Consider the following 22,929-nt stretch of genomic DNA (forward strand, 5'->3'; position numbering starts at 1 on the left):
GAGACGTGCCGAGACGCGAGACTGCGCGCTCTGTCACCCGTCGCCGGACCATAGGGGCGAGGGGCGTGAGGGCGCCCACCGACGTCCGGGAGTCGCCGATGACCACCAGCGAGAAGATCGACTTCAAACGGGAACTCGACTGCTACCGCGCCCCGAGGGGCCGATTCCGCGTCGTCGACGTGCCCGACCTGCGTTACCTGATGATCGACGGGCACGGCGACCCCAACACCGAGCCCGCCTACGTCGAGGCGATCGAGGCGCTCTACCCGCTGGCCTACCGACTGAAGTTCGCGAGCAAACGCGCCGGGCGTGACTACGTCGTCATGCCGCTGGAAGGACTGTGGTGGGCCGACGACATGTCCGCGTTCACGAGCGCGCGGGACAAGTCGAGGTGGGACTGGACGCTCATGATCATGGTGCCCGATTGGATCGACGAGGCGATGGTCGCCGACGCGGTCGAAGCGATCGCAGCCGAGCCGGCCAAGGAGCCGCCCCGGCGGCTGTCCGAGGTGCGCTTGGCGACGTTGTCGGAGGGGCGGTGCGTGCAGACGTTGCACGTCGGCCCCTACGACGACGAGGCCGACGTGCTGGCCCGCCTGCACGACGAGTTCCTGCCCGACAACGGTCTTCGCCCCACCGGCAAGCACCACGAGATCTACCTCAGCGACGCGCGCAAGGTCGCGCCCGAGAAGCTGCGCACGATCCTGCGGCAGCCGGTCGCCCCCGTATCGTGAGTCGTCACGACCAGATGGTCACGTGCACGGGCGGGCGGAACCGCGACGGCGGCACGCCACCTTCGGGCGAGCGCATGAGCTGCATGGCGGCGGGCGTGCCGAGGAAGTAGCGCAGGGACGCGGCGGCGGCCGAGCAGCGCTGCCGGGCCGGGGTCGTGACGTGCCAGCACACGGGCGCCGGAGTGGCGGACGTGGGCAGCACGGCGAGCTCCCGCCTGCGCAACAGCGGCGCCACGAGGTGTTCCACGGCCACCGACACCCCGGCCCCGCCCGCGGCGGCCGACCACGCGCTGGTCTCGTTCGGATACACCTGGATGCGCCTGTCCGGGACCCGCAGTCGCCGCAGCAACCGCGCCACATCGCTGTCGGGGTCCGCGCCCGACGGACCCACCGACCACCGCCAGCTCGCCGGATCGCCCTGCGGCCGGTCGTCCGGCGGACCGACCGCCACGAGCGAGCATCGGAACACGGGGACACTGTCCAGCTCGCCGTCCGGCAACGCCGGTCCCAGCGCGGCGTCGGCGAGCCGGTGACTCACCAGCACTCCCGTCTGCTCGGTCGTGGCGAGCCCCGACGACACGTCGACCGTGTCGCCGCAGCGGGTGCCGAACGCCTCCAACAGCGGGCCGGCGACGAATTCGGCGACGATGCTCGTCACCGCCACGCGCAGGGGTTCCGGTGCGCCGTTCGCCTGCCGCACCGCCGCGTCGGCGTCGACGCCCAGCTCCACCATGCGTGAGGCGATCGGCAGCAGTCGTCGTCCGGCCGGGGTGAGCGTCATGCCCTGCGCCGTGCGCACCAGAAGTCGGTCGCCGTGATGCTGTCGCAGGGCCGCGAGCGCCTGCGACACCGCGGGTTCGCTGACCCCGAGCGCGCGGGCGGCGCCGGTCACCGAGCCCAGCCGTGCCACGAGGACGAAGGCGCTGAGCTGACCGAGTGTCATGCGCCCTGGTCGGGTGACGCCGGACACGGTTCGAGGCTACCTCTCGCGGCGATAAGGGGCCGCTTATCGCGGCATTGCCACCCCGCCCGCACGGGCCGAGCCTGGCGGTATGCAGGTGCCCGCGCAGTTCCAGTACGAGAAGGCCACGAGCGTCGAGCACGCGCTCGCACTGCTCGACGCCTACGGCGACGACAGCATGGTGGTGGCGGGAGGGCACTCGCTGCTCCCCATGATGAAGTTGCGGCTCGCCCAGCCGGAGACCCTGATCGACATCAACGACGTGCCCGAGCTGGCCCGCATCGGGGTCGATCGCGACTCGGTGACGATCGGGGCCCTGGTCCGGCACGCGGAGCTGCTCGACTCACCCGCGATCGGGGAGCACTTCCCGATCCTCCACGACGCCGAGCGGGTCATCGCCGACCCGGCCGTCCGCAACCGGGGCACGGTGGGCGGCTCGTTGTGTCAGGCCGACCCGTCGGAAGACCTCGCCGCCGTGTTCGTCGCCCTCGACGCGATCGCGCTGATCCGGGGGCGGGACGGCGATCGTGCGGTCCCCGTGCGGCAGTTCTTCACCGGCCCGTACTCCACGGCGCTCGACGACGGTGAACTACTGGTGGGCGTGCGCGTGCCGATCCGGTCGTCCGCGTCGGCGTACGCGAAGGTGGAGCGTCGCTCGGGCGACTGGGCCGTGGCGTCGGCGGGAGCGGCGTTGCGGCTCGACGACGGGCACGTCGCCTGGGCGGGCATCGGGTTGACCGCCGTCGGTGCGCCGTCGTTCGGTGCGCCGGAAGCGGAGGAGTACCTCGTCGGCGGCCCCGCCACCGACGAGCGGTTCGCGGAAGCGGGCACCATCGCCGCCGAACACTGCTCCCCGGTCGCCGACCAGCGCGGCCCCGTCGACTACAAGCGCCATCTCGCCGCCACGCTCACCACCCGCGTGCTGCGCACCGCCGCCGCCCGCTGGCGAGGCCACGGCAACCACCAGGAGTCGTGACATGGAGATCACCGTCACCGTCAACGGCCAGCCCTACACGCGCACCGTGGAGCCCCGCCTGCTGCTGGTGCACTTCCTCCGCGACGAGTTGGGGCTCACCGGCACGCACTGGGGATGCGACACCTCGAACTGCGGGGCGTGCGTCGTGCTCATGGACGGCGTGCCCGTGAAGTCCTGCACCGTGCTCGCGGTGATGGCCGACCGGCACGAGATCCGCACCGTCGAGGGGCTGGAGACCTCCGACGGGCTCGACCCGGTGCAGCAGGGGTTCCGCGCCGAACACGGCCTCCAGTGCGGTTTCTGCACGCCGGGCATGATGCTGACCGCCCGGTGGCTGCTCGACCGCAACCCGACGCCGTCGGAGGAGGAGATCCGCGAGGCGTTGTCCGGCCAGCTCTGCCGCTGTACGGGCTACGAGAACATCGTGCGTTCGGTGCGGTGGGCGGCCGAACACGAGGCCGCCGCGAACGCCGTCTCCGACGCGATCCCCGACCAGCGGGCCGACACGGCCGCCCCACGAACCCGGTCGGACTCGGAGGTGCAGGCATGACCACCGCGGACGTTCCCACCCAGCGCGGCACCCCCGTCGGCTACGGCAGCATGCCGCGCAAGGAGGACGAGCGCTTCCTGCGCGGCCACGGCCGCTACGTCGACGACATCACGCTGCCCGGGATGCTGCACGGCGCCGTGCTGCGCAGCCCCCACGCGCACGCGCGCATCGTCTCCCTCGACACCAGCGCCGCCCAGGCGCACCCGAAGGTGCGTGCCGTGATCACCGGACGCACCCTCGACGGCCTCGACCTCGCCTGGATGCCCACGCTGTCCCACGACGTGCAGGCGGTGCTCGCCACCGACAAGGTGCGCTTCCAAGGGCAGGAGGTCGCGTTCGTGGTGGCCGAGGACCGGTACGCGGCGCGCGACGCGTTGGAGCTCATCGACGTCGAGTACGAGCCGCTGCCGCCGGTCGTCGACGCCACCCGCGCGCTCGACGCCGACGCCCCCGTGATCCGCGACGACGTCGAGGGCCGCACCGACAACCGCATCTTCGACTGGGAGACCGGCGACGCCGCCGCCACCGACGCTGTGTTCGCGAACGCCGATGTGGTGGTGTCGCAGGACATGCTGTATCCGCGCGTGCATCCCGCGCCGATGGAGACGTGCGGTGCCGTGGCCGACATGGACCCGGTGACCGGGAAGCTCACCGTGTGGACCACCACGCAGGCCCCGCACGCGCACCGCACCCTGTATGCGCTGGTGGCGGGCCTGCCGGAGCACAAGATCCGCGTGATCTCCCCCGACATCGGCGGCGGTTTCGGCAACAAGGTCGGCATCTACCCGGGCTACGTGTGCGCGGTGGTGGGCTCGATCGTCACCGGCAAGCCCGTCAAGTGGGTGGAGGACCGCTCCGAGAACCTCATGAGCACGTCGTTCGCCCGCGACTACCACATGCACGGCGAGATCGCGGCGACCCGCGACGGCAGGATCCTCGGCCTGCGGGTGAAGGTGCTGGCCGACCACGGCGCGTTCAACGGCACCGCCCAGCCCAGCAAGTTCCCCGCCGGGTTCTTCGGCGTGTTCACCGGGTCCTACGACCTCCGGGCCGCGCACTGCCAGGTCACCGGCGTCTACACCAACAAGGCGCCGGGCGGCGTCGCCTACGCCTGTTCGTTCCGCATCACCGAGGCTGTCTACCTCGTCGAACGGCTCGTGGACGTGCTCGCGCGCGAGGTGAACGCCGACCCGGCCGAGCTCCGCATGCGCAACCTGTTGCGACCCGAGCAGTTCCCGTATCGCAGCGCCACGGGGTGGGAGTACGACTCCGGCGACTACCCGCGCACGCTGCGCACGGCACTGGAGGCGGCCCACTACGACGACCTGCGTGAGGAGCAGTGGCAGCGGCGGCAGCGAGGGGAGCTGATGGGCATCGGCGTCAGCTTCTTCACCGAGGCCGTCGGCGCCGGGCCGCGCAAGCACATGGACATCCTCGGTCTGGGCATGGCCGACGGAGCCGAGCTGCGCATCCACCCGACCGGCAAGGCCGTGCTGCGGTTGTCGGTGCAGACCCAGGGGCAGGGACACGAGACGACGTTCGCCCAGATCGTGGCCGAGGAGCTGGGCATCCCTCCCGACGACATCGACGTCGTGCACGGCGACACCGACCAGACGCCGTACGGGCTCGGCACCTACGGTTCCCGCTCGACCCCCGTGTCCGGGGCCGCGGCGGCCGTCGTGGCACGCAAGGTGCGTGAGCGAGCACGGCTGGTGGCCTCGGCGATGCTGGAGGTCGACCCGGGTGATCTGGAGTGGGAGAAGGGGCGGTTCTTCGTCACCGGCGATCCCACGTCGGGCGCGACGATCGCCGACATCGCGATGGCCGCGCACTCCGACCTCGACCTCCCCGAGGGCGTGGAGGGACACCTCGACGCCGAGACCGTCTACAACCCACCCAACCTCACGTATCCGTTCGGCGCGTACGTGTGCGTGGTGGACGTCGACCCCGACACCGCCCAGGTGCGGGTCCGCGACTTCGTGGCCGTGGACGACTGCGGGGTGCGCATCAACCCGATGATCGTCGAAGGGCAGATCCACGGTGGACTCGCCGACGGAATCGGGATGGCGCTCATGCAGGTCATGGCCTTCGACGAGGACGGCAACCACCTCGGCGGATCGTTCATGGACTACCTGCTGCCGACCACGATGGAGTGCCCGTCGTGGCGGCTCGGCGAGACGGTGACGCCGTCGCCGCACCACCCGATCGGCGCGAAGGGAGTCGGGGAGTCGGCGACCGTGGGCTCGCCCGCCGCCGTGGTGAACGCCGTCGTCGACGCCCTCGCCCCGTACGGCGTGCGCCACCTCGACATGCCGATGACGCCCGCCGTGGTGTGGCGGGCCATGCAGGGGCGGCCCCTGCGGACGGATCTGGCGATCACATGAGCGGCGGGCCCCGGGCGTTCGCCGCGCACGTCGAGGAGCTGCGGGCGCGGCGGGTGCCGTTCGTGCAGGCGACGGTGGTGCGGGCCCGTCGTCCCACGAGCGCGAGGCCGGGGGATCGGGCGCTCGTGCTCGCCGACGGGACGGTGGAGGGGTTCGTCGGCGGCGTGTGCGCCGAGTCGACGGTGCGCCTCCACGGGTTGAAGGTCCTTGCGAGCGGACGCCCTCTCGTCCTGCGGATCACGCCGGACGCCGAGCGCGTCGGGGATCCCGGTGACTCTCAGGCCGGGGACGTCGAGGACACGGTCACCGTGGCGAACCCGTGTCTGTCCGGAGGCGCCGTGGAGGTGTTCCTGGAACCGCAGTTGCCCGCCCCGCTGGTCGAGGTGTTCGGCGACTCGCCCATCGCGAGGGCGCTGCGGGAGGTCGGCGAGGTCCTGGGCTACGACGTCCGCGAGGGCGAGCTGGAGGCCGAGCTGGAGGCCGAGCTGGAGGCCGAGCTGGAGGCCGAGGTGGAGGCCGTGGTGGTCGCCTCCCACGGCGGGGACGAGGAGCGCGTGCTGACGGCGGCGTTGCGGGCGGGCGTGCCGTACGTCGGTCTGATCGCCAGCCCGCGACGAGGGCGTGCCGTGTTGTCCGCGCTCTCCGAGCCCGCCGCCGACCGCGTGCACACCCCCGCCGGCCTCGACATCGGTGCCCGCACCCCGCACGAGATCGCCGTGTCCGTGTACGCGGAGCTGATCGCGACGCACATGCGGCGGCCGGGACTCGGAGCTGAGTTCCGGGAAACGGAAGCGCCGAGCACCGTCGACCTGCGCGACCACACCCCGGGGTCGGGACTCGCTCGCGTGCCGGGGACGCCCGCAGCGGGTGAGATCGTCGAGGCCGTCGACCCCGTGTGCGGCATGACGGTCGCCGTCAGCCCCGTGACACCGAGGGCGGACCACGGCGGTCGCCGGTACCACTTCTGCTGCACCGGCTGCGCCGACCGGTTCCGCGCCGACCCGACACGCTACGTCTCGACCAGCGAAACTCACGCTCCGTGAGCGCCGATGCCGGTGTCGGGCGACGCCGGTTCCTCCGCACGGGTCTGTTGCGGGACGCGGGAACTCCCTAGTCTGCACGCAAGTCCGTGGTGCCGGGCGCGAGGAGAAGGAAGTGAAGCGGGCGTTCATCATCATCGGCGTGACCCTGGGCCTCGCGATGATCTACACGACGGGCGCGGAACAGCGCAGCTCGGACGCCGCCAGCGGTGGGGCGGAGGAGCAGGCGGGGTGCACCGTCGTCGTCACCGCCGACGTCCTCAACGTGCGGTCGGGGCCGAGCCAGGACCGCGACGTCGTCGACACGCTGCGGCAGGACGAGGAGATCGAGGCCACCGCGGAGACGCGCAACGGCTTCCGCAAGCTCGACGACGACGAGTGGGCTTCGGACGACTACCTGGAGCCCGTGGACGGCGCCGACTGCGACTGAGCGACGGTGCGTGAGCCCGGCCCCAGCCGGTGAGTGCGGGGGAACCGGGAGCGCGGTGCGCGGGTAGCCTGCCGGGCGTGCTGACCGTTTCCACCGTCAACGTCAACGGCCTGCGAGCGGCCGCGAAGAAGGGCTTCACGGAGTGGTTCGCGGCCACGTCCGCCGACGTCGTGGCCTGCCAGGAGGTGCGGGCCGAACCCGACGCGCTGCCCGCCGAACTGCGGGAGCCGCAGGGCTGGCACGCCGTCCACGCCCCGTGTGCGACGAAGGGTCGCAACGGCGTCTCCCTCTACAGCCGCGTCGAGCCCCAACGGGTGCAGATCGGCTTCGGCGAGGCCGAGTTCGAGGACAGCGGCCGGTATGTCGAGATGTGGCTGCCGAGCGTGGTGGTGGCGAGCCTGTACCTGCCGAGCGGAGACGTCGGCACGCCGAGGCAGGACGAGAAGGAGCGCTTCATGGCAGCGTTCCTGCCGTACCTCGCCGGACTGCGCGACAAGGCCGCCGCCGACGGTCGTGACGTGCTGGTGTGCGGCGACTGGAACATCGCCCACGCCGAACTCGACATCAAGAATTGGAAGGCCAACCGCAAGAACTCGGGCTTCCTGCCCGAGGAACGCGCCTGGCTGGGGCGGGTGTTCGACGAACTGGGCTACGTGGACGTCCAACGCCGCCTCGACCCGGAAGGCCCCGGCCCGTACACGTGGTGGTCGTACCGGGGGAAGGCGTTCGACAACGACGCCGGCTGGCGGATCGACTACCACGTGGCCACGCCGGGCCTGGCGCAGCGCTGCACGTCGTTTGTGGTGGAACGGGCGGAGAGCTACGACAAGCGCTGGTCCGACCACGCGCCGGTGACGGCGACGTACGACGTGTGAGGGCGGATTCCCGCTGGCCGTTGACGATCCCGCGGGTGGTGCTTGGCTCATTAGTCATCGAGCCGAGCTGATGGTCGATACACTCCGGAGCTGAACGGTCCCGCAACGTCGGCTTTGGGGGTATAGGTGGCCGATCCCGTCAATCTTGCTGCTGGTGCCGGTGCGCTCGCTCCTGGAGCGGGGGCGATGATGAGCGCGATGTCGGCTTTCAACAAGTCGATGGGCGCCGAGACGATGTCGGAGGTGACTCGCTCGGCGGACAGAATGGTCGCGTCAGCGAAGTCAGGCGGCTTCCAGGTCACGAAGGAAGCCGCCGACCCGATCATCAAGGTTCTGGAAGATTTCATCGACCAGATCGAATCTATGAGAAGTGATCTGACCGTGTTCGACCAGATGCCTTCTCTGGGGGGCCATCAATATGGCCAGTTGGTGGCGCGGCACATGCACGAAGCAGCGAATGACGGTCAATCCGCCCGTGCTGCTGCGGAGTCTTTGCAAGTCGTGCTCAGGAAGAGTCGCGAAGCGCTACTCCGGGCATCTGATCAATATGACGAGCGGGAAGAGTCGGCAGAGGACATCTTCCGCAAGATGGGTGATTGACCTGTGACGTCGAGAATCAACGCGCGATCGATGATGGTGGCCGGAGCCCTGCTGGCTTTCACAGTGGCGGGATGTTCGGACAAAGAACAGGGCCATGCTGAACCGAAGAACCCGGCGGGTGGCCTGTCCAGTACTGCGCCGACGGATTCGGTTCCGCCGACAGCCATCGGTCCCACACTCGAGCCCTGTGAGTTGCTGTCAACGGACGAACTGGCGCAGGTCGGCGAGTTTAGCTCACGGTACGAAGAACAGGGCGGAGCCCGTTCATGTCACTGGCAGAACAGCATGAAAAGCGGTGGAGACGGTTTCACTTTCGCCGTGAGCGTGCGGGACGCCCAGAGTGTCGACGTAATGAATGACAATGGCGCTGGAGTTGAGAGTATCGAGATCAATGAGCGACCAGGGAGGGTATCCAAGAACGCCGCACACGGTAGCTGCACTGTTGCTCTGAAGCTTGACGACATCTCACGAGTGGATATTTCTGTTCCGCGTACTGAACAGGACGATGCGTGTGAGATCGCTGAGGTAATCGCCGGGATGGTCGAACCCAATCTACCAGCGGTTCCCTGACGTCTCGATGCTAGCGCGTCACGCTGAACGCCGCGGGACCGGATAGGTGGTTCCGGGCAGCGGCTTGATGCGGGGTTGTTGTCTCTCCGTGACCGACCCCGGTGCCACAGGCCAGTTGGCGGGTCGCTAATGTCTCCCGCGCCTGTGGGCTCCGAGGTTGACACGCTCGGTAACGTCCATCGGGCGACGTTCACACGGCATGGTGAGCGCCTGCGCTGAACAGTCGAAGAGACATGGTGGGAGGCACCCCGGTGCGCAACCCGGACAGGACGTCGTATCGCTCGTCGGTGCGCACTCTGCGCAGCTCGGCTGCTGTCGCGGCCTTGACGATCGCTGCGCTGGTCGGGGGGCAGGGCACGGCGGCCGCGGTGCAGGCGGAGCCGAACGCGATGACCTTCGGTCTGCTGGGGCCGGTCGGCCTCATCGCCGTCGTGATCGGCGTGCTCGGCATGATCGCCGGGGCGCTCCGTCAGCGGAAGAAGAACCGCCTCGCCGCCGCGGAGGCGGAGTCCGTCGCGACCGTGGCGCCGGTGGACGCGATCCCCGAGCCCTCCGTCGTTCCGGCCGCAGCGGCCGTCGCGGACTGAACGCGACCGCGCGGCTTTGCAGGTTCTTGCAATGCCGCGACCCGCTTTCCGCAGGTAGGCGCCCTGCGCTCCGTTGATCTTTGCAAGTTTCTGCAAGATCGTTGACATCGTCGACGCCCTTCCGCTCTGATGTCCGGACCACCCGGTGGCCCGTCACAACCACAGAGCACGGAGGTTCGACGATGTTCCAACGTGTCGTCGGTGCGGTCGTCCTGGTGGCCGCGCTGCTCACCGCGCCACTCGCGGCCACGCCGTCCGCCACCGCCGCCCCGCCGGGCGAGCGTGACGTCATCGCGACGCTCTTCCAGTGGAACTGGAACAGTGTGGCCACGGCTTGTCGAGACCAACTCGGTCCCGCGGGTTACGGGGCCGTGCAGGTGTCGCCACCGTCGGAGCACGTGGTGCTGCCCGACCAGGGACACCCGTGGTGGCAGGACTACCAGCCCGTCTCCTACCGCATCGACGAGACGCGGCGGGGCACCCGCGCCGAGTTCGCCGCGATGGTCGACACCTGTCACGCCGCGGGTGTGCAGGTCTACGTGGACGCGGTGGTCAACCACATGACGGGCCAGGACGAGTGCGGCACCGGCAGCGCCGGGTCCGCCTACTGCCACTACGAGTACGCCGAGGCGGGATACGGCTACGACGACTTCCACCACTGCGGACGCAACGGCGACGACAACATCGTCGACTTCCACGATCGGTGGGAGGTCCAGAACTGCGAGCTGGTCAACCTCGCGGACCTCGACACGGGCTCCGAGTACGTGCGCGACCGGATCGGCGCCTATCTCAACGACCTGCTCTCGCTGGGTGTCGACGGGTTCCGCATCGACGCCGCCAAGCACATGCCCGCCGAGGACGTCGCCGCGATGGTGAGCCGACTCGACCGGCCCGCATACGTCTATCAGGAGGTCCTCTACGGCGAGGGCGAGCCGATCACGCCCGAGGAGTACCTCGACAACGGAGACGTCTACGACCAGCGCTACGCGCGTGACCTGGCGAAGGTGTTCAACACCGAGAAGCTCGCCTACCTGCGTGACTTCGGTACCCCGGTGCCGTCGGAGCAGGTGGTGGTCTTCGTCGACAACCACGACAGCCAGCGGGGCGGCGACACGTTGAGCTACCGCGACGGCGACCGCTACGCGCTGGCCAACGCGTTCATGCTCGCGTGGCCGGTCGGCACGCCGAAGGTCAACAGCAGCTTCACGTTCGACGACTACGACGCCGGTCCCCCGAGCGACGCGGCGGGGAAGACCGCCGACGCCGACTGCGACTCGGCGGCGTGGCAGTGCGAGCACACGTGGCGGCCGATCCGCAACATGGTGGCCTTCCACAACGCGGTGGGTGACGCGCCGGTGGTGCAGTGGTGGGACAACGGCAACGACGCGATCGCGTTCGGCCGCGGTGACAAGGGCTACGTGGTGATCAACGACGAGTCGTCGGCGGTCACCGGCCGGTCGTTCGAGACGCAGTTGCCCGCGGGCACCTACTGCGACGTGCTGCACGGCGACGTGGTCGACGGGGCGTGCACCGGATCGACCTACACCGTCGACGCCGACGGCTGGTTCCGCGCGGACGTCGGCGCGCACGACGGCGTGGCGCTGCATGTCGGCGCTCGCGTCGGCTGACCGACTGTCGAGTTCGTGTCCGCGCCCTGTGCACGCATGACGGCGTCGCAGGGTGCGGACACGCGTGCGTGGGGTGCGGACACGCGGGCATGGACTGCGGACACGCGGGGGGTCGGATAGCGTCCTGACGTGGGTGACGCCAAGATCGGGGCTGAGAACGCACGCAACGCCCAGGACGGCGGCGAGGAGAAGCTGCTGCCGCGGTTGCGCAGGAAACACGCGTGGCTCGATCACCTCGTCAGAGCCAACGACGCGTTCACCGAACGCTACGGCAACCACTACGCGGCCGCGATCACGTACTTCTCCGTGCTGTCGTTGATCCCGTTGCTCATGGTCGGCTTCGCCGTGGCGGGGTTCGTGCTCGCGGGCAACGAGGCCGCGTTGTCGGAGCTGCGCGACGGCATCATCCGTTCGGCCCCGGAGGGCCTCGGCGATCTGTTCGCCTCGATCGTCGGAGCCGCTCTCGAATCGCGAGCCGGTGCCGGGCTCCTCGGCCTGGCCCTCGCCCTCTACTCGGGCCTCGGGTGGATGACCAACCTGCGTGACGCGCTGACGGCGCAGTGGGGGCAGGAGAAGAAGAAGCTGCCGTTCCTGTCCACCCGGCTCAAGGACCTGCTCGCCCTGATCGGCCTCGGGCTGGCCCTGGTCGTGTCGTTCGGTCTCACCGCTGTCGGCAGCGGTGTCGGCCGGTTCCTGCTCGGCCTCGTGGGACTGGAGGACACGGGGTGGGCGAAGGCCCTGCTGCAGGCGGCCACGGTGGTGCTGTCGTTGACCGCCAACATGCTGGTGTTCCTCTGGGTGCTCTCGCAGTTGCCGAGGGAGAAGGTCGCTCCGCGCAGCGCCGTGCGAGGCGCGATCATCGCCGCGATCGGGTTCGAGGTGCTCAAGCAGGTCGGTGGTCTCTACCTGACCAGCGTCACGAGTTCGCCGAGCGGGGCGCTCTTCGGGCCGATCATCGGTCTGCTCGTCTTCGCCTACCTCGTCGCGCGATTCCTGCTGTTCGTGACCGCCTGGACGGCCACGGCCACGGAGAACCTGACGCGCACCGTGGAGCCTCCTGCTCCGGCCGTGGTCAGGCCGGTGGTGGCGGTGCGGCGAGGGCGAGGTCTCGCCGCGGGCGCGTTCGGCGTCGGGGCGCTCGTGGGGTGGTTGTCCAAGCGGCGTTGACGACCGTCTCCTGACATATGCTCGCCCGGGGACGGAGGGGTGAGTGTGAGAGCGACGACGACGCCGCCGAAGACGGCGTTGCCCCGGGAGATCTGGGTGCTCCTCGGGGCCAGTTTCCTCATCGCCATCGGGTACGGGATCGTCGGTCCCGCCCTGCCGAACTACGCGGCCAGCTTCGACGTGGGCGTGACCGCCGCGTCGGTGGTGGTGAGCGCGTTCGCGTTCGTGCGGCTGGTGTTCGCGCCGACGAGCGGGCGGCTCGTGACGCGCTTCGGTGAGCGGCCGATCTACCTGTGGGGCGTGTCGATCGTGGCGATCGGCACGCTGCTGTGTGCGGTGGCCACGGAGTACTGGCAGTTGTTGCTGTTCCGGTCGGCCAGCGGGATCGGCTCCACGATGTTCACCGTGTCGGCGATCGGCCTGCTCATCCGGCTCTCGCCGCCGGAGGCCCGGGGACGGGCGTCGAGCCTGTGGGGATCGAGTTTCCTGCTGGGCGGCATCGCCGGCCCTGTGGTGGGCGGCGGTCTCGTGACGGTGTCGCTGCGCGCGCCGTTCCTGGTCTACGGCATCGCACTGGTGCTCACGACCGGGCTCGTGTGGTGGCAGTTGCGGCACTCGTCGCTGCTGGCGCGGCAGCAGGAGGACGAGGTCCCCGAGCTGACGTTCCGGCAGGCACTCCGGCATCCGTCGTACCGGGCGGCGCTCGCCTCGAACCTGGCCAACGGCTGGGTCGTCTTCGGGGTCCGCATGTCGTTGCTGCCGTTGTTCGTGACCGCCGTGCTGGCCGAGGACGAGGCGTTCACGGGCGTCGCGCTCGCCGTGTTCGCGGCGGTCAACGCGCTGTCGTTGCTGTTCGTCGGCCGGATCACCGACAAACGGGGTCGCAAGCTGCCCGCGCTCGTCGGGCTGGGACTGCTCGCGGTGGGAACCGTCGGGCTCGGTGTCAGCGACGACCCGTGGGTGTTCCTGCTGGCGGTCGCGGTGGCCGGGTTGGGCGCCGGGGCGTTGAACCCGGCGCAGAGCGCCGCCGTCGCCGACGTCCTCGGGTCGAAGGCCCGCGGCGGGTCGGTGCTCGCGGGCTTCCAGATGTCCGCCGACGTCGGCGCGGTGGTGGGCCCGCTCGTGGCGGGCGCCGTCGCCGAGTGGTCGTACGCGGCGGCGTTCGGACTGACCGGGGTGGTGGTCGTGCTCGCGTTCACGATGTGGCTCGCCGCTCGGGAGACGCTGCCCGCGACGCGGTGACCCTCTCGTGAGCGCTCAGTCCGGGCGGCGGAGCAGTCCCTTGCGGTGCCCCACCAGCAGTCCGGCGATCACCAGCAGTGTCACGACGAGCGTGACGATCCACCCGGTGGTGCCGAACGGGTCGTCCGCGTCCGGGGTCGGCACGCCTGCGGCGACGAGATCCTCGTCGGCCTCGTTGTCAGGGGCGGCGATGGGGGCGCTGGTGACGGTGCCGACCGGCTCGGTGCCCGACGTGGCGAGGGTGAATCCGTAGTCGAGCAGGGCCGCGGCCTGCTCCGCCACGCGCACCGGTCGTTGCTCCGCGCGCAGCAGCACCACGGCGAGGCGTCGACCGTCACGTTCGGCCGCTCCGGCGTAGGTGTGGCGGGCGTCATCGGTGAAGCCGGTCTTGCCGCCGATGAAGCCCTCGTACGTCGGCCACAGTGGGTTGTCGTTGTAGATGGGGAAGTCGGGTTCGCCCGGACCGCCGGGGAAGCGGGTCTCCCTGGTGCTCACCGACTTGACGTAGGCGCTCTGTTCCATGGCGTGCCGGAACACGAGGCTCATGTCGTACGCCGACGTCATCATGCCCGGACCGTCCAGACCGGACGGTGTCGCGGCGCGCGTGTCCGAGGCGCCGAGCCACTCGGCCAGCGCGTTCATCTTCTCCACGGCCACGTCGACGCCACCGAGCGCGGTGGCCAGTGCGTGGGCCACGTCGTTGCCGGAGCGCATGAGCAATGCGTCGAGCAGATCGTCGACACGGTACTTCCCGCCCGCGACGATGCCCACGCACGTGCATTCCTGGTCGGCGTCGGCCTCGGTGGCCACGACGATGTGGTCGGCGCGCAGTTCTTCCAACACCACCAGTGCGAGCAGTGTCTTGATGAGGGAGGCCGGACGGTGCCGGGCGTGCGGGTCCTTCGCCGCGAGGACCTCGCCCGTGTCGAGGTCCTGGACGAGCCACGAGGCGGCGGTGACCTCCGGGGGCGGCTCGGGGCTGCCCGGCGGAACGACCACTCCGCACTCGCCCATTCGTTCGCCGCCGGACGGTTCCGTCGGCACGGGAAGCGGCGTGGGGGAGGCCTCGCCCGGTGGTGGTTCCTCCGAGGTGTCCACGGGGGACGGTGGCAGGGTGCGGTTCGGACACGACGAGGGTTGCTCCGCGACCGCCGCGCTCGGCGGCGTCCCCACGAGCGCGGTGAGCATCGTGAGAGCGGCCGTGACGAGCACGGCGAGGACTGTCCGGGACGGAGTGTCGCTGCGCACCCGTGCAGGCTAGCGGCGTCGACGTGGGGGATGTCACCGACATGCGGGTGTCTCGTCGGCCTTTCTCCGCCCGCATCGGCTTGAGAACGCGCGTCCGGCCCCCGCTGCTCGGCACGTCGGGGGTCGGGAGCGGCCGACGCGCCGTCGAGCCTCGGTACTCGGAACGGGTGCCGGGTGAGCGTGCGAACGGCGGAGCGAGTCCGTGGTGTGTTCGGTCGCCTCCATGGCGGCCGATCGGCTGCGCAGAGTAGTTCCGAAACTTTCGAAACTTCTGCTCGGTCACCATGATTGTTACGTGGTGGAAGCCCGTTCCGGCGGGGTTCAGCCTGGTCGGCGGCGTGTCAGGTGCTCATTTGTGTCGAAAACTTTCGGAAAACTGGGTGTTGACCATTGGTGTGACCGTTGCCATACTCCGGTGCTGTCGTCGCCCGGCGCGGTGATCTCAACGCGGAGAGTCACCGCCGCGATGGGGTGGGCGCCGTCGCGACGTCGCCATGTCCTCGACGAAAGGACGGAAGATGAGCACGGCACACCAGAGTCGGTTCAGGCTCCGAGGAGCCGCAACCCGGATCAGGAAGGTCGTCGCGGCCGCCGCGATCGGTGCGGTCACCGCGGGCACACTCGTCGCCACGGCGGGAACGGCGAGCGCCCAGACGAGCCTCGGTGACGCCGCCGCGGCGACGGGTCGCTACTTCGGCGTCGCCGTCGCCGAGGGCAGACTCGGCGAGCAGGACTACACGGCCACGCTGAACCGCGAGTTCAACAGCATCACCGCCGAGAACTCGTGGAAGTGGGAGAGCCTGCAGCCGGCGCGCGGGTACTTCGACTTCAGCGCCGCGGACCGGATCGCCAACCACGCCCAGCAGCAGGGCATGGAGCTGCGTGGGCACACGCTCGTGTGGCACTCGCAGCTGCCGGGCTGGGTGCAGAACATCGGTTCGGCCGACGAACTCCGTTCGGTGATGTACGACCACATCACCACCGTCATGGAGCACTACAAGGGGCAGGTGCGCTCCTGGGACGTGGTGAACGAGGCGTTCGAGGACGGCAGCAGCGGTGCGCGCCGCAACTCGGTGTTCCAGCGCGTCATCGGGGACAGCTGGATCGAGGAGGCGTTCCGTATCGCTCGTGAGGTCGATCCGGACGCCACGCTCTGCTACAACGACTACAACACCGACGCCTGGAACACGGCCAAGACGCAGGCCGTCTACAACATGGTGGCCGACTTCGTCAGCCGCGGCGTGCCGATCGACTGCGTCGGCTTCCAGGCGCACTTCAACAGCGGCAACCCGGTGCCGGAGAACTACCACATCACGCTGCAGAACTTCGCCGACCTCGGCGTGGAGGTCCAGATCACCGAGCTGGACATCGCGGGCTGGGGCGACTCGCAGGCGGAGCAGTTCGGTGGTGTCACGCTGGCCTGCCTGGCGGTGCCCCAGTGCACCGGCATCACGGTGTGGGGAGTGACCGACAAGTACTCGTGGCGTGCCGAGGACACGCCGCTGCTGTTCGACGGCAACTACAACCCCAAGCAGGCCTACTACGCGGTGCTCGACACGCTCCTCAACGCCGGTGGTGGTGACGGCGGCGACGGCGGCAACGGCAACGCGTCCTGCACCGTGACCTACACCGAGACGCAGCGGTGGGGCGACCGGTTCAACGGCGAGGTCACCGTCCGTGCGGGTGACCAGCCGATCAGCGGCTGGAGCACCACGGTGACCGTGCAGTCGCCGCAAAAGATCTCGGCGACCTGGAACGGCAACGCGAGCTGGGACTCCAGCGGCAACGTGATGACAATGCGGTCGACCGGCGGTCTCCCGGCGGGCGGGCAGACGACGTTCGGCTTCACCGTCATGACCAACGGCAACTGGGCGGCGCCCACGCTGGGCTCCTGCGTCGCCTCGTGAGGACGACCCGGACTCCCCGCCCCTGCCGGGTGGGCGGGGAGACCGGGACGACGGCCGGTCCGGTCACCACGACCGGGCCGGCCCCGCCGTGGTGTCGGGCCGACGTGGTGCTGCGCACCCGTACGGGCCGAGGCGGGCGGAGCGGAGGGATACTGCCGACATGCGGATGTCTCGTCGTACCTCCCTGTTCCTCACGGCCTTCGGTGTGTGGTCCTGGATCATCTGGATCACCTTCGCCCGCAACCTGTGGAACAGCGACAACGCGTGGAACGACGACGGCTCGGCCACCCCGTTCTTCTGGGTGCACCTCCTGCTCGCGGTGACCTCGTTCGTGCTCGGCACGATCATCGGCCTGATCGGATGGCGTGGCCTGCGGGCCTCACGGAACCGAGAGCCCGCCCGGTAGGTCTCACCTGCCATGACGGACCAGACACCGCCGACCTGGCAGGCCCCGCCACCCCAGCAACCGCCACAGCCGCTTCCGGAGGCACCGACCGCCCGTAAGGGGTGGGGCCGAGTGCTGGCGGGCGCTCTCGTCGGACTGCTCGTCGGCGGGGGAGGTGTCGGCCTCACGTGGTTCCTGCTGGCCGACGACGCCGCCGAGGGGGCAGAGGCCGACGCGCGGGACGCGTGCGCGATCGTGGAGCGCACCCCGACGGTGGAGCCGACGAAGGAGAGCGCCGCCCACATGTACCGCTGGGGTGCTGCCGCCGGATTGGCGATGGCGGCCGCCGAAGCCGACCCGACGTACGAGTCGCTGTCCGAGGCCATCCGAAAGCCGTACATCCTGTTCCAGCGGTACTTCGACATCGAGAATGCCGAGTTCCAGAGCGCCATGACGGACGCCCGCACCGCCTGCGCCGACTTCTGATCCGGGCCCACAACGACGAAGGCCACCCTCCCGCGTCGTCCGCGGTCGGGTGGCCTTCGCGTGTGGCCGGGCGTCTCACACGCGCTTGAACAGCAGCGCGCGCTTGACCTCCTGGATGGCCTTGGTGATCTGGATGCCGCGCGGGCACGCGTCGGTGCAGTTGAACGTCGTGCGGCAGCGCCACACACCCTCGGCGTCGTTGAGGATGTCCAGCCGCTCCTCGGCGCCCTCGTCACGCGAGTCGAAGATGAACCGGTGCGCGTTCACGATGGCCGCCGGGCCGAAGTACGACCCGTCGGCCCAGTACACCGGGCACGACGACGTGCACGCCGCGCACAGGATGCACTTGGTGGTGTCGTCGAACCGCTCGCGGTCGGCGGGCGACTGGACGCGCTCCCGGGTCGGCTCGTTGCCGTAGGCGATGAGGTACGGCTTCACCGCGCGGTAGGCCTCGAAGAAGGGCTCCATGTCGACGTAGAGGTCCTTCATCGTCGGCAGGCCCTTGATCGGGGCGATGGTGATGGTGGTGGGCTTGCCGTCCTTGGCCAGCAGGTCCTTCACCAGCACCTTGCACGCGAGGCGGTTGACGCCGTTGATCTGCATGGCGTCCGAGCCGCAGATGCCGTGCGCGCACGAACGCCGGAACGCCAGCGTGCCGTCCACGTAGTTCTTGATGTTGAACAGCAGGTTCAGCACGCGGTCGGTGGGCAGAGCCGGAACGTCGTAGGACTCCCAGTGCGGCTCGGAGTCCACCTCGGGGTTGAACCGGAGCAGCTTCACCGTGACGGTGACCGAACCCTCCGGTGCGGGAATCTGCGAGGTGTCGTGAACGCCCTCGGAAACCGTGGCAGTCATATCAGTACTTCCGCTCCATCGGTTCGTACCGGGTGAAGGTCACCGGCTTGTAGTCCAGGCGGATGTCGGCGGTGAACCCGGTGAGCCCCAGCGGAGCGTCCGGGTCCTCCTTCTCCGGCAGCACCTTGTACGACATCGAGTGCCGCATGAAGTTGACGTCGTCGCGGTCCGGGTAGTCCTCGCGCGCGTGTCCACCGCGGGACTCCTTGCGGGCCAGGGCGGCGTTCACCAGGATCTCGGCGAGGTCCAGCAGGAACCCGAGCTCGATGGCCTCCAGCAGGTCGGTGTTGTACCGCTTGCCCTTGTCCATCACCGAGATGCGTCCGTAGCGCTGCTTGAGTGCCTGCACGTCGGTCAGCGCCTGCTTCAGCGTGTCCTCGGTGCGGTACACGGCCGCGTTGGCGTCCATCGTGGCCTGCAGCTCGTTGCGGATGTCGGCCACGCGCTCGCCACCGGTGGCGGTGCGCAGGTGGTCGACCATGCCCTCGACGAGCTTGGCGGGGTTCTCCGGAAGCTCGACGAAGTCGCGGTTGCTCGCGTACTCGGCGGCGGCGATGCCGGCGCGGCGGCCGAACACGTTGATGTCGAGCAGCGAGTTCGTGCCGAGTCGGTTGGCGCCGTGCACGGACACACACGCCACCTCACCGGCCGCGTACAGGCCGGGCACGATGTTCTCGTTGTCGCGCAGCGCCTCACCGTGCACGTTGGTGGGGATGCCGCCCATCGCGTAGTGCGCGGTGGGGTACACCGGCACGGGCTCCTTCACCGGGTCCACGCCGAGGTAGGTGCGGGCGAACTCGGTGATGTCGGGCAGCTTGGTCTCCAGGACCTCGGCGCCGAGGTGCGTGCAGTCGAGGAGCACGTAGTCCTTGTTCGGGCCCGCGCCGCGACCTTCCAGCACCTCCAGCACCATCGACCGGGCGACGATGTCGCGCGGCGCGAGGTCCTTGATGGTGGGGGCGTAGCGCTCCATGAACCGCTCGCCGTCGGCGTTGCGGAGGATCGCGCCCTCACCACGCGCACCCTCGGTGAGGAGGATGCCGAGGCCGGCGAGGCCGGTCGGGTGGAACTGGTAGAACTCCATGTCCTCCAGCGGCAGTCCCTTGCGGGCGTAGATGCCCATGCCGTCGCCGGTGAGCGTGTGCGCGTTCGAGGTGGTCTTGAAGACCTTGCCGAACCCGCCGGTGGCGAAGACGATCGACTTCGCCTGGAACACGTGGATCTCGCCGGTGGCCAGCTCGTAGGCGATGGCGCCGGACGCGACCGGACCGTCGGCGGTCTCGGTGAGCGCGATGTCGAGGACGTAGAACTCGTTGAAGAACTCGATGCCGTGCTTGACGCAGTTCTGGTACAGCGTCTGCAGGATCATGTGACCCGTGCGGTCGGCCGCGTAGCAGGCCCGGCGCACCGCGGCCTTGCCGTGCTCGCGGGTGTGCCCGCCGAACCGCCGCTGGTCGATCTTGCCGTCGGGGGTGCGGTTGAACGGCAGCCCCATCTTCTCCAGGTCGAGGACCGCGTCGATGGCCTCCTTGGCCATGATCTCGGCCGCGTCCTGGTCGGTGAGGTAGTCACCACCCTTGACGGTGTCGAAGGTGTGCCACTCCCAGTTGTCCTCTTCGACGTTGGCGAGGGCCGCACACATGCCGCCCTGGGCGGCACCGGTGTGGGAACGCGTCGGGTACAGCTTGGTGAGCACGGCGGTGCGGGCACGCTGACCGGCCTCGATCGCCGCGCGCATCCCCGCGCCGCCTGCCCCGACGATCACCACGTCGTACTTGTGGAACTGCATGTCACGTCGCTTTCGTGTGGTGGGGTCAGTCGGCCGGAATGTTCGGGTCGAAGGTGAAGATCACCAGCGTGCCGAGCAGGACGATCACCGCCACGGACACGTACAGCACCATCTTCAGCCAGAAGCGGGTGCTGTCCCTGCGCGCGTAGTCGTCGATGATCGTGCGGAGGCCGTTGCCGCCGTGGATCATGGCCAGCCACAGCATCGCGAGGTCCCAGAACTGCCAGAACGGCGAGGACCAGCGGCCCGCGACGAAGGCGAAGTTGATCCGGTGCACGCCGCCGTCGAGGATGTTCATGATGAACAGGTGCCCGAGCACCAGGACGACGAGCAGCAGGCCCGACATGCGCATGAACAGCCAGCTGTACAGCTCGAAGTTGCTGCGTCGGGCCGCGGGCCTGCGGGCGGAGCGCGGCGTGTCGAGGTTGAGTGTCTCAGCCATCAGTTGCCGCCTCCGAAGAGTTCACTCAGGGTGCGCTCGAGCATGAAGTACGCGCCCGGGATCATGACCAGCACCCAGACGCCCAGGATCGACCAGAGCATGACGCGCTGGTACTTCGCGCCCTTGGACCAGAAGTCGACCAGGATGATCCTGATGCCGTTCAGTGCGTGGTAGAGCACCGCGCCGACGAGGCCGACCTCCATGAGGTTGACGAGCGGGGTCTTGTAGGTCTCGATGATCGCGTCGTAGGCGTTCGGCGAAACCCGGACGAGCGCAGTGTCGAGAACGTGTACGAACAGGAAGAAGAACGTGAGCACGCCGGTGATGCGGTGCAGCACCCAGGACCACATGCCCGGGTCGCCGCGGTAGAACGTACCGCTCCGACGTGAGGCGCCTGCCCGATCACTCGCAGCCGCCTGGGCGGCGGTGCTCGCAGTGGTGGACATCGGTGTACGGCCTCCAACGTCACTGATGGACTGTGCCCGGCGACCTGCGACTTCCCGAAGTCTCAACCCGCGCGGGCGGGGTTATCCCAGGATGCTAGACCTGCCCTTGACACGGGGGCCCAACTCGGGGTTGGCCGCTGTGATGGACCAGACACGGATTTGACGTGAGGCTGTGTCGTCACCCCTCTGACCCGGCCAGCGGTACCGATTCAGTTCAGGGATTTCAACTACACAGTGTGTTGACGCGGTAGCCCGAACGGCTGGATGGTGAACATTTGGATTACGCCGAACGGCCACTGTGTGACGTTGCTTTCCGCAGGCGGTACCGTTCGCCAATCGTCGCCCGGCCACTGACGCGCCGGGCGCTTCCTTGAGGTGCGTTCCGCTGGGAAAACAGCGGGAAGGGAGAACCACCGTGCGTCGAAAGCGTGGTGCAGCGCTGGCGGCTATCGCCATGACCGGCGTGTTGGCGTTGACGGCCTGTGCCAAGGACTCCGGCGACAACAGCGCCGCGGGTGACGGCGGAGAGTCGGGCGAGTGCGTGACTGCGGCTGCCCCGCCCCGGGCCGAGGCCAGCAGCAAGGAACGGGAGGCTCCGGCCGACGTCGACGCGAGCGATTTCAAGGTAGGCCTTGCCTATGACGTAGGCGGCCGTGGTGATGCGTCGTTCAATGACGCTGCTGCTGCGGGGGTGGACCAAGCCAAGGCTGATTTCGGGCTCGCTGAGGTGACAGAGGGCACAGCTGCTTCGAACGAGTCGCCAGATGCGAGGCGGCAGCGACTGTCACAAATGGCGGCCCAGGGTTACAACCCCATCATCGGCGTCGGGTTCGACTACGCTGACGCGATGGAGGCCGTGGCCTCGGAGTACCCGGACACGGAATTCGCGATCATTGATGACGACTCGGTGGACCTGCCGAATGTGACCCCTCTGGTGTTCGCCGAGGAGGAGGGCTCGTTCCTGGCCGGTGTGGCCGCCGTCTACAAGAGCGAGAACTGCCACGTCGGCTTCGTCGGTGGTGTGGACACCCCGCTGATCCAGAAGTTCGAGGCGGGCTTCGTGCAGGGCGCGAAGGCGGCCTCCGACAAGGTCAAGATCGAGGTCGACTACCTCACCCCCGCGGGTGACATCTCGGGCTTCAACGACCCCGGCAAGGGCAACGTCGTCGCGAAGTCGCAGATCAACAAGGGCGCGGACGTGCTCTACCACGCCGCGGGCGCGTCCGGTAAGGGCGTCTTCGAGGCGGCCAAGGCCAGCGACGCGCTGGCGATCGGTGTCGACTCCGACCAGTACGAGCAGAAGACCGTCGCCGACGTCAAGGACGTCATCATGACGTCGATGCTCAAGCGCGTGGACGTGGCGGTCTACGACTACATCCGCGCGGTGGCGGAGGACGACCTCGGCTCCCTGCCCGAGCGTTTCGACCTGTCGGTGGACGGCGTCGCGTACTCGACCTCCGGTGGCAAGGTCGACGACATCGCCGACGTTCTCGACGGCTACAAGGCGCAGATCGTGGCCGGCGAGATCAAGGTCTCGCCCACCCCGTAACCGACTCGAACTGCCGTACGGCGCGGGGCCGATGGGAGGCGATCCCTCCCGTCGGCCCTCGCGCCGTCGGATGGCAGG

General features: G+C 69.2%; 23 protein-coding genes. 17 read left to right on the forward strand and 6 right to left on the reverse strand.

Annotated elements, in window-relative coordinates:
• Positions 1–98 precede the first annotated feature (98 nt).
• On the forward strand, positions 99–734 hold the full coding sequence (locus tag JAV51_RS11820; protein WP_197320737.1) for a GyrI-like domain-containing protein: 636 nt from the start codon (positions 99–101) through the stop codon (positions 732–734).
• Positions 735–738: 4 nt separating this feature from the next.
• Here JAV51_RS11820 and JAV51_RS11825 read toward each other — a convergent pair whose 3' ends face one another.
• On the reverse strand, positions 739–1,677 hold the full coding sequence (locus JAV51_RS11825) for a LysR family transcriptional regulator (protein WP_197320776.1): 939 nt from the start codon (positions 1,675–1,677) through the stop codon (positions 739–741).
• 109 nt (positions 1,678–1,786) lie between these two features.
• On the opposite strand from JAV51_RS11825, the gene JAV51_RS11830 reads away from it, so the two are divergent.
• The 12 genes from JAV51_RS11830 to JAV51_RS11885 all read left to right on the forward strand — a co-directional run bounded on the left by JAV51_RS11830 (position 1,787) and on the right by JAV51_RS11885 (position 13,744).
• Positions 1,787–2,671, forward strand: coding sequence for a xanthine dehydrogenase family protein subunit M (locus JAV51_RS11830; protein WP_197320738.1), 885 nt, complete (start codon positions 1,787–1,789; stop codon positions 2,669–2,671).
• Between the two features lies 1 nt (position 2,672).
• Entirely contained in the window at positions 2,673–3,221 is a 549-nt protein-coding gene (locus tag JAV51_RS11835; protein WP_197320739.1) for a (2Fe-2S)-binding protein, read from the forward strand.
• Positions 3,218–5,605, forward strand: coding sequence for an aerobic carbon-monoxide dehydrogenase large subunit (locus JAV51_RS11840; RefSeq protein WP_197320740.1), 2,388 nt, complete (start codon positions 3,218–3,220; stop codon positions 5,603–5,605). Before JAV51_RS11835 ends, JAV51_RS11840 begins: the two co-directional genes overlap by 4 nt.
• Positions 5,602–6,648 carry an XdhC family protein gene (locus tag JAV51_RS11845; RefSeq protein WP_197320741.1) on the forward strand — a complete coding sequence of 349 codons (1,047 nt, stop codon included), beginning with the start codon at positions 5,602–5,604 and terminating at the stop codon, positions 6,646–6,648. Before JAV51_RS11840 ends, JAV51_RS11845 begins: the two co-directional genes overlap by 4 nt.
• Before the next feature lie 112 nt (positions 6,649–6,760).
• Positions 6,761–7,075: an SH3 domain-containing protein gene (locus JAV51_RS11850; protein WP_197320742.1), complete on the forward strand. Its 315-nt coding sequence runs from the start codon at positions 6,761–6,763 to the stop codon at positions 7,073–7,075.
• Positions 7,076–7,152: 77 nt separating this feature from the next.
• The gene (locus JAV51_RS11855) at positions 7,153–7,950 is read left to right on the forward strand and encodes an exodeoxyribonuclease III (RefSeq protein ID WP_197320743.1); all 798 of its coding nucleotides are present in this window, start codon (positions 7,153–7,155) and stop codon (positions 7,948–7,950) included.
• A gap of 126 nt (positions 7,951–8,076) precedes the next feature.
• Positions 8,077–8,550, forward strand: a complete 474-nt coding sequence (locus JAV51_RS11860) for a hypothetical protein (protein WP_307845865.1) — start codon at positions 8,077–8,079, stop codon at positions 8,548–8,550.
• A 3-nt stretch (positions 8,551–8,553) separates the two neighbouring features.
• Positions 8,554–9,120, forward strand: coding sequence for a DUF3558 domain-containing protein (locus JAV51_RS11865; RefSeq protein ID WP_307845866.1), 567 nt, complete (start codon positions 8,554–8,556; stop codon positions 9,118–9,120).
• Positions 9,121–9,353: 233 nt separating this feature from the next.
• Positions 9,354–9,707, forward strand: a complete 354-nt coding sequence (locus JAV51_RS11870; RefSeq protein ID WP_005447207.1) for a hypothetical protein — start codon at positions 9,354–9,356, stop codon at positions 9,705–9,707.
• A gap of 182 nt (positions 9,708–9,889) precedes the next feature.
• Positions 9,890–11,335 (forward strand): alpha-amylase family protein, encoded by a 1,446-nt coding sequence (locus JAV51_RS11875; protein WP_197320744.1) that lies wholly within the window; start codon positions 9,890–9,892, stop codon positions 11,333–11,335.
• A 129-nt stretch (positions 11,336–11,464) separates the two neighbouring features.
• On the forward strand, positions 11,465–12,502 hold the full coding sequence (gene yhjD / locus JAV51_RS11880) for an inner membrane protein YhjD (RefSeq protein WP_197320745.1): 1,038 nt from the start codon (positions 11,465–11,467) through the stop codon (positions 12,500–12,502).
• A gap of 39 nt (positions 12,503–12,541) precedes the next feature.
• Positions 12,542–13,744 (forward strand): MFS transporter, encoded by a 1,203-nt coding sequence (locus tag JAV51_RS11885; protein ID WP_197320746.1) that lies wholly within the window; start codon positions 12,542–12,544, stop codon positions 13,742–13,744.
• Positions 13,745–13,759: 15 nt separating this feature from the next.
• Here JAV51_RS11885 and JAV51_RS11890 read toward each other — a convergent pair whose 3' ends face one another.
• The gene (locus tag JAV51_RS11890) at positions 13,760–14,956 is read right to left on the reverse strand and encodes a serine hydrolase (RefSeq protein ID WP_307845867.1); all 1,197 of its coding nucleotides are present in this window, start codon (positions 14,954–14,956) and stop codon (positions 13,760–13,762) included.
• 554 nt (positions 14,957–15,510) lie between these two features.
• Here JAV51_RS11890 and JAV51_RS11895 point away from each other — a divergent pair.
• The 3 genes from JAV51_RS11895 (at position 15,511) to JAV51_RS11905 (ending at position 17,770) form a co-directional block, all read left to right on the forward strand.
• A complete protein-coding gene (locus tag JAV51_RS11895) occupies positions 15,511–16,899 on the forward strand; it encodes an endo-1,4-beta-xylanase (RefSeq protein WP_197320747.1) in 1,389 nt (462 codons plus the stop codon).
• Positions 16,900–17,059: 160 nt separating this feature from the next.
• Entirely contained in the window at positions 17,060–17,305 is a 246-nt protein-coding gene (locus JAV51_RS11900; RefSeq protein WP_197320748.1) for an SCO4848 family membrane protein, read from the forward strand.
• A 12-nt stretch (positions 17,306–17,317) separates the two neighbouring features.
• Positions 17,318–17,770: a hypothetical protein gene (locus JAV51_RS11905; protein ID WP_197320749.1), complete on the forward strand. Its 453-nt coding sequence runs from the start codon at positions 17,318–17,320 to the stop codon at positions 17,768–17,770.
• Between the two features lie 75 nt (positions 17,771–17,845).
• Here JAV51_RS11905 and JAV51_RS11910 read toward each other — a convergent pair whose 3' ends face one another.
• From JAV51_RS11910 to sdhC, 4 genes are read right to left on the reverse strand one after another with little or no spacing between them, the layout of a single operon-like run.
• On the reverse strand, positions 17,846–18,625 hold the full coding sequence (locus JAV51_RS11910) for a succinate dehydrogenase iron-sulfur subunit (RefSeq protein ID WP_197320750.1): 780 nt from the start codon (positions 18,623–18,625) through the stop codon (positions 17,846–17,848).
• Between the two features lies 1 nt (position 18,626).
• Positions 18,627–20,414 carry a succinate dehydrogenase flavoprotein subunit gene (gene sdhA / locus JAV51_RS11915; RefSeq protein ID WP_197320751.1) on the reverse strand — a complete coding sequence of 596 codons (1,788 nt, stop codon included), beginning with the start codon at positions 20,412–20,414 and terminating at the stop codon, positions 18,627–18,629.
• Positions 20,415–20,439: 25 nt separating this feature from the next.
• Positions 20,440–20,856: a succinate dehydrogenase hydrophobic membrane anchor subunit gene (locus JAV51_RS11920; protein WP_197320752.1), complete on the reverse strand. Its 417-nt coding sequence runs from the start codon at positions 20,854–20,856 to the stop codon at positions 20,440–20,442.
• Complete coding sequence (sdhC, locus tag JAV51_RS11925) at positions 20,856–21,302, reverse strand: succinate dehydrogenase, cytochrome b556 subunit (protein WP_197320753.1); 447 nt, start codon at positions 21,300–21,302, stop codon at positions 20,856–20,858. The genes JAV51_RS11920 and sdhC overlap by 1 nt, the downstream gene beginning before the upstream one ends.
• 454 nt (positions 21,303–21,756) lie before the next feature.
• On the opposite strand from sdhC, the gene JAV51_RS11930 reads away from it, so the two are divergent.
• Positions 21,757–22,851 carry a BMP family protein gene (locus JAV51_RS11930; RefSeq protein ID WP_197320780.1) on the forward strand — a complete coding sequence of 365 codons (1,095 nt, stop codon included), beginning with the start codon at positions 21,757–21,759 and terminating at the stop codon, positions 22,849–22,851.
• Positions 22,852–22,929: the final 78 nt, after the last annotated feature.

This window comes from Saccharomonospora sp. NB11 (genome assembly GCF_015910535.1).
GTDB lineage: Bacteria > Actinomycetota > Actinomycetes > Mycobacteriales > Pseudonocardiaceae > Saccharomonospora.